Source organism: Synechococcus sp. R3-13 (assembly GCF_047462195.1).
In the GTDB taxonomy this organism is placed as follows: Bacteria; Cyanobacteriota; Cyanobacteriia; order Thermostichales; family Thermostichaceae; genus Thermostichus.
This window is the reverse complement of record NZ_JANSIO010000304.1, coordinates 1-5,061: the sequence shown is the minus strand read 5'-3', so window position 1 is coordinate 5,061 and position 5,061 is coordinate 1. Positions and strand designations below refer to the sequence as shown.

At 57.9% G+C, this 5,061-nt stretch carries 4 protein-coding genes and 1 tRNA gene; 3 read left to right on the top strand and 2 right to left on the bottom strand.

What is annotated here, in order from left to right; genetic code table 11:
- The first annotated feature begins 191 nt into the window (after positions 1-191).
- Together cobO and NW856_RS09520 are read left to right on the top strand one after the other, a co-directional pair.
- Positions 192-932 (top strand): cob(I)yrinic acid a,c-diamide adenosyltransferase, encoded by a 741-nt coding sequence (gene cobO, locus NW856_RS09525; protein ID WP_083757680.1) that lies wholly within the window; start codon positions 192-194, stop codon positions 930-932.
- Between the two features lie 16 nt (positions 933-948).
- Positions 949-2,352, top strand: coding sequence for a cobyrinate a,c-diamide synthase (locus tag NW856_RS09520; RefSeq protein ID WP_414399977.1), 1,404 nt, complete (start codon positions 949-951; stop codon positions 2,350-2,352).
- Here NW856_RS09520 and NW856_RS09515 read toward each other — a convergent pair.
- The gene (locus tag NW856_RS09515; protein ID WP_414399975.1) at positions 2,349-3,596 is read right to left on the bottom strand and encodes a URC4/urg3 family protein; all 1,248 of its coding nucleotides are present in this window, start codon (positions 3,594-3,596) and stop codon (positions 2,349-2,351) included. The genes NW856_RS09520 and NW856_RS09515 overlap by 4 nt on opposite strands.
- Before the next feature lie 500 nt (positions 3,597-4,096).
- Between NW856_RS09515 and NW856_RS09510 the strand changes: the two genes are divergently transcribed.
- On the top strand, positions 4,097-4,444 hold the full coding sequence (locus NW856_RS09510; protein WP_011434143.1) for a DUF1815 family protein: 348 nt from the start codon (positions 4,097-4,099) through the stop codon (positions 4,442-4,444).
- Between the two features lie 310 nt (positions 4,445-4,754).
- Here the strand turns inward: NW856_RS09510 and NW856_RS09505 are convergent.
- Positions 4,755-4,827: transfer RNA gene (locus tag NW856_RS09505), tRNA-Glu, on the bottom strand.
- Positions 4,828-5,061 lie beyond the last annotated feature (234 nt).

Below are 5,061 nucleotides of genomic sequence, written 5' to 3'. Positions count from 1 at the left end.
GAGCTTATTATTGACTAGAGTCATGCTCTCATGATCCCAGCCAATGCAACCAGATGAGGGATTAGGATGGAGGCGGTCTGCTGTGGGGGAACTTGAGTTTGCCCTAACAGTCGCGTCAGCGGTGCAGTTCCCCTGCCGTAGGCACAGCACCTTCCCCTCAGCTTGTGTGGCGAATCTCAATTTTTATGATTATGGCCCAACCCGCCCTGTCTGGCTGGCCTGCACCGGCTTCCGGATCCCAACCCCTCTCGACAACAGAACTTGAGGACGCTTGCGATAGCGGTGCGGAGTCTTCACCGGGCGCAGAGGCCGACCCAAACTGGCGGCACCGCCAAAGAATGCAAAAACGCCAGCAGATCCAGCGGCAGCGTCTGTCGGGCATGCGAGATGACAAGGGCTTGATCATCGTACACACCGGGCAGGGCAAGGGAAAGACCACGGCTGCCTTTGGCATGATCTTCCGCGCCCTCGGCCAGGGATTGTCGGTGGGGGTGGTGCAATTTATCAAGGGGGCCTGGGATCCAGGAGAAGCCAAGCTATTGCGGAAATTGGCCGAGCATCCAGAGCTGGGCCTGGGGAAAATAGCTTTTTACGCCATGGGAGAGGGCTTTACCTGGGAAACCCAAGACCGGGAGCGAGACATCGCCCATGCACAGGCGGCCTGGGAAAAGGGGCGGGAGCTGTTCACCAGCGGGGAGTTTCAGTTGGTGCTTCTGGATGAGATCAATGTCGCCCTCAAGTTGGGATATCTCTCGCCGGACAGGGTGTTGGCCGGGCTAGCGGAGAAACCGGAGCGGGTTCACCTGATCTTGACGGGGCGGGGCGCGCCGGCAGCGTTGATCGACCGAGCCGATCTGGTGACGGAGATGACTTTGGTCAAGCATCCCTTCCGTGACCAGGGGATCAAGGCGCAAATCGGCATCGAGTTCTAACCCTTGGGCAGGAAAGATGGCCATTCTGCTGGCGGCGGCAGCAAGCGGCAGCGGCAAAACCACCATCACTCTGGCTCTGTTGGCCGCTCTGAGGCGACGGGGCCTGCGCATCCAACCTTTCAAGGTGGGGCCGGATTACATTGATCCTCTGTTTCACACGGCGGTGAGCGGGATCCCCTGTCGCACTTTGGATCCCTTCTTGACCGACGAGGACTTTGTGCAGCGCTGCTTTCGCCACCATTGCCAGGGCAAGGATGGAGCCATTGTGGAGGGGGTAATGGGCCTCTTCGATGGACGAGCGCCGGGATCCCTGCCCCTCCCCGAGGGCGGAACGGAGCCTTTTTTTGCCAGCAGCGCCCATGTGGCCCGCCTGCTCGGGATCCCTGTGGTGCTGGTGATCGATGGCAGCGGCATGGGAACGACGGTGGCCGCTTTGCTCTACGGCTTGAGCCGCTGGGATCCCCGCCTCTCCATTGCTGGGGTGATTTTCAACCGGGTGGCCTCGGAGCGGCATGGACAAATCTTGCAGCAGGCAGCGGCTGCAGCGGGGATCCCAGTCTTGGGCCAGTTTCCCCGGCGGGAGGATTTGCGGTTGCCCAGCCGACACCTGGGGTTGGTGCCTGTCTCAGAACTGGATCACTTCCCCCACTGGCAAGCTGCCTGGGCCGAGCTGGCCGAGCAACACGTCAATTGGGATAGCCTATTGCCCCTCATTCGGAGGCTTCCTCCAGCGGTAGGAGAGCTGTGGCCAGGGATCCCCCCTCTCACCGAAAGGACTCCGCCCCGCCGCTGCGAACAGGTACGGGTGGCGGTGGCCCAAGACCACGCCTTTAACTTCTACTACGCCGACAACTTGGATCTGTTGCGGGCCTGTGGGGCCGAGCTGCTGGAGTATTCCCCCCTCCAGGTGGGACTATGGCCGCCGGAGCCCTGCGACGGCGTGCTGCTGGGGGGAGGGTTCCCGGAATTGTTTGCAGCACCTCTATCTGAGAGAATTAACCAACAACCTCCCCCGCCCACCCACCCACCCCTCTATGCCGAGTGTGGCGGACTGATGGTGCTGGGCCAATCCCTCACCGATTTTCAGGGAAAGACCTACCCGATGGCCGGGCTGTTGCCCATCACAGTAGACATGGCCAACCGGCTATGTTTGGGCTACCGCGCAGCTGCCGTTTTGCGCCCAACCCTGCTGGCGCCAGCTGGGGATCGCCTGCGCGGGCATGAATTTCACCGCTCCCGCAGCACCCCCATCTCCCCCAGCCCAATCTACAGCTGGGGATCCCCCGCCCAGCTTCAACAGGAAGGATGGGCCACCGAGCGCCTTCACGCTTCGTACCTGCATCTGCACTGGGGATCCCGTCCTGATTTGGCCCTGAGATTATTACAGAACTTCTTAAGAATCTCGAAAGGGGATCCCTAAAAAACCGTGCCATCGCTGAGCAGTTGGATGGGAGGAGAAGCATCTGGCCTAAGCTGGGCCGCTATTTGCCGTCCTGCCGTCCAGGTTCCCCCTTGCAGTATTTTCACCAGGGGCAACTCCTGGGCAGAGCAGCCAAGCCTTTCCCGGATTAAGGAGGCAACTTGATCCAGCAAAATCACCGTCAGGGCTCGCCACTCCACAATCACCGTCGAATCTGGGGGATGCGGTTGCTGCCCAATCTCCGGCTGCTTGAGCTGGATCACCCCCAAATCCACAAACAGCCCCCCGTTGCGATACTCCGCCAAACCCGTCAGCTCATCCAAACCCCAGATCGGGATCCCCTCCTGCTGCAACGGCTCCAGCAGAGAATAGGTCATCCACTGCAACAACTTGTGAAAAGGCACCCAATGGCTCCCCGGCTCTGTTTGGGGCAGGTGGGGATAGGGCCAGACATCCCCCAGAGGGATCCCGGCCAGCGAGACTCGCCCAGGCCAAATGGAGCTAAACCCCCTCTGAACTGCCTGGAAGACCTGTGCTGCTTTGATCCCACGGCTGGGATCCTCGGGTTGGATTGCTTCCCACAACCGGCCTGGACGAGGAAGATTGTGACCAGATCCAAAGTAATGAGGTTGAGCCCGCAAAGTTTGTGCCAACCTTTGCAGCAGTTGCCAGCGCCCCTCCAGTCCCAGTAAAGGATTTTCCGGCCCCACCTGGAAAGCTGCTGCCAAATCCGTCGAGGTGATCCGCTCCAGGGCCGCCGCATCCACTTGCAGAGGCTGTTGGGGATCGCTGGAAAACCCACCTCGCCAGAACCAGTCGAAACTGGCCAAGGCCAAACCTTCGGAACGACCCACCACCGCCTGACCTTCTGGATCCCGGTACTTCCAGGCAGAGCCTGCCCCTGCGTCCAGCAACACGCTGACTATGGCGAGATCCCACTTGCATCGCAGCCGCTCCAGCGGATCCATGTCTTTAAGTCGATTTTCCAGACGGGCTAGGCGCTCCCCGGATCCCACTTGAAAATGTTGCCAGCGGCTGTGGAAGGGAATTTCCCCGGTGGGATAATGGGCCCGCATTGTGGTGATCACATAGTCGGCTACGGATCCCAGCCGGTTCAGGTCGAGGCGAAAATGCTCTGATTCACCGGCCAAAACCCTTTCAAATAGCAACTGACAGCGATCCCGAATGGCTTGGGGACTCTGAAAATAAGCCACTCGTTTCTCCAGATCAACAGGTGTCAGCATCGAGCCGTTCGTTCTCAATTGTCCATGCCGAGAGTTTTCTCAGCATAACCGGGTGGGAACCTACTTTAATCCCCATTCGTCTGCAAGCCTTAGCCCACTGGACACTCTAACGCGCTGGCCTCTTGTCAAAAGACTACGTCCCGCTTCTCGATGGTTGAAACCCTTGCAGGAGAAAGCTTTGAGGCAACTTTCCGCCCTCTGTCCTGATGACGCGAGCAGCCGCTGAGCCATTTTGAGAAAAGACTGGGCGAGCACTGGGTGAGGATCCCGATAGATAAGAGCATTGACTCGAGGTAAATTTTGATGTCTTTGTTAAGAGAAGTGTTGAATACTACATTTCACTGAGGTAGACCTTGCCTACTCTGTGGCCTTAATCACTTCCTTGAGGGGTTGTCGATTGTTATGATAGATGTAATCCTAGTCCTAAGCATAAATTACTAGTTAGGTCATTTGCAGCTAGGCTAAGCCCCAAAAGTGCCAATCCGTTAGGGAGGAGTGTGATGTTCACACGGTTGGCGGAACAATACCGCAGCTATGTTCAAGATCTGGTGATGAGTTTGCAGGCTCTGGCCATCGTTTTGGAGAAGCGGGGCTACCCAGCCTCTTGCTACACCTGTGGTACGTCTTTCGAGAGTGCCTCGTTTATGGTCAGTTTACGAGAGGGGCACCTAATCCGCTTTTTGGTTTCCGAATGCTCCATTAGCTGGACAGAAATGCGGGATGACCGAGAGCTCATGAAATTGGAAGGAGCAGAGGCGATTCGCCAACTGCAGGAGCTGGCAGAGCTTATCAAAGATGAGCTGTTGGTCGCCGCCACGCCGGCTGAAGCTCTGGTGGCCAGCACCTGATCCTGGCAGGCCCTAGGTCTGCTCAAACCCAAGCCGTAGCCGATTGGACAACTAAGCCTAACCTTCTAGGCCGCTGCTTTGGAGATTTTTCCCCTGTTGAGGAGTAAGGGTGGAATAGGGATCCCCCTCGACGGAGTGGCAGTTGGCTGGCTGCCCATGCCGCTTGTATGGGGATCCCAGATGACCCGCTCTCCCAGCTTGTATCTGGAGTGGTTTGTGGCGGCAAAGCCTCTCTGAGTAAAGTCTGAGTAAGGTGTCACCGCTGCCAGGGATCCCCTGTTGACGGCTTTATCTTATAACTCTGACCCAATACCCCCAAGGGGATTCGAACCCCTGTCGCATCCGTGAAAGGGATGTGTCCTAGGCCTCTAGACGATGGGGGCGCTCTCCGACAAGGCGATCCTAATCCTAAAGAAGGATAAGTAAGCTTGTCAACCTTTTAATCTGCATCCCCAGACCCACGCCCTGCCAAGTTCAGAATCAAGATCCCCAGCAAAGCCAGGCTCAGCAGGCTGGCAATCACAATCGGTTCATCTGGGATCACGTCCATCTTGGCTTCACCTCACCACATCACAAAGAGCCACACCTCAGCTAGAAATCGCAGGAGCCCCGCACTG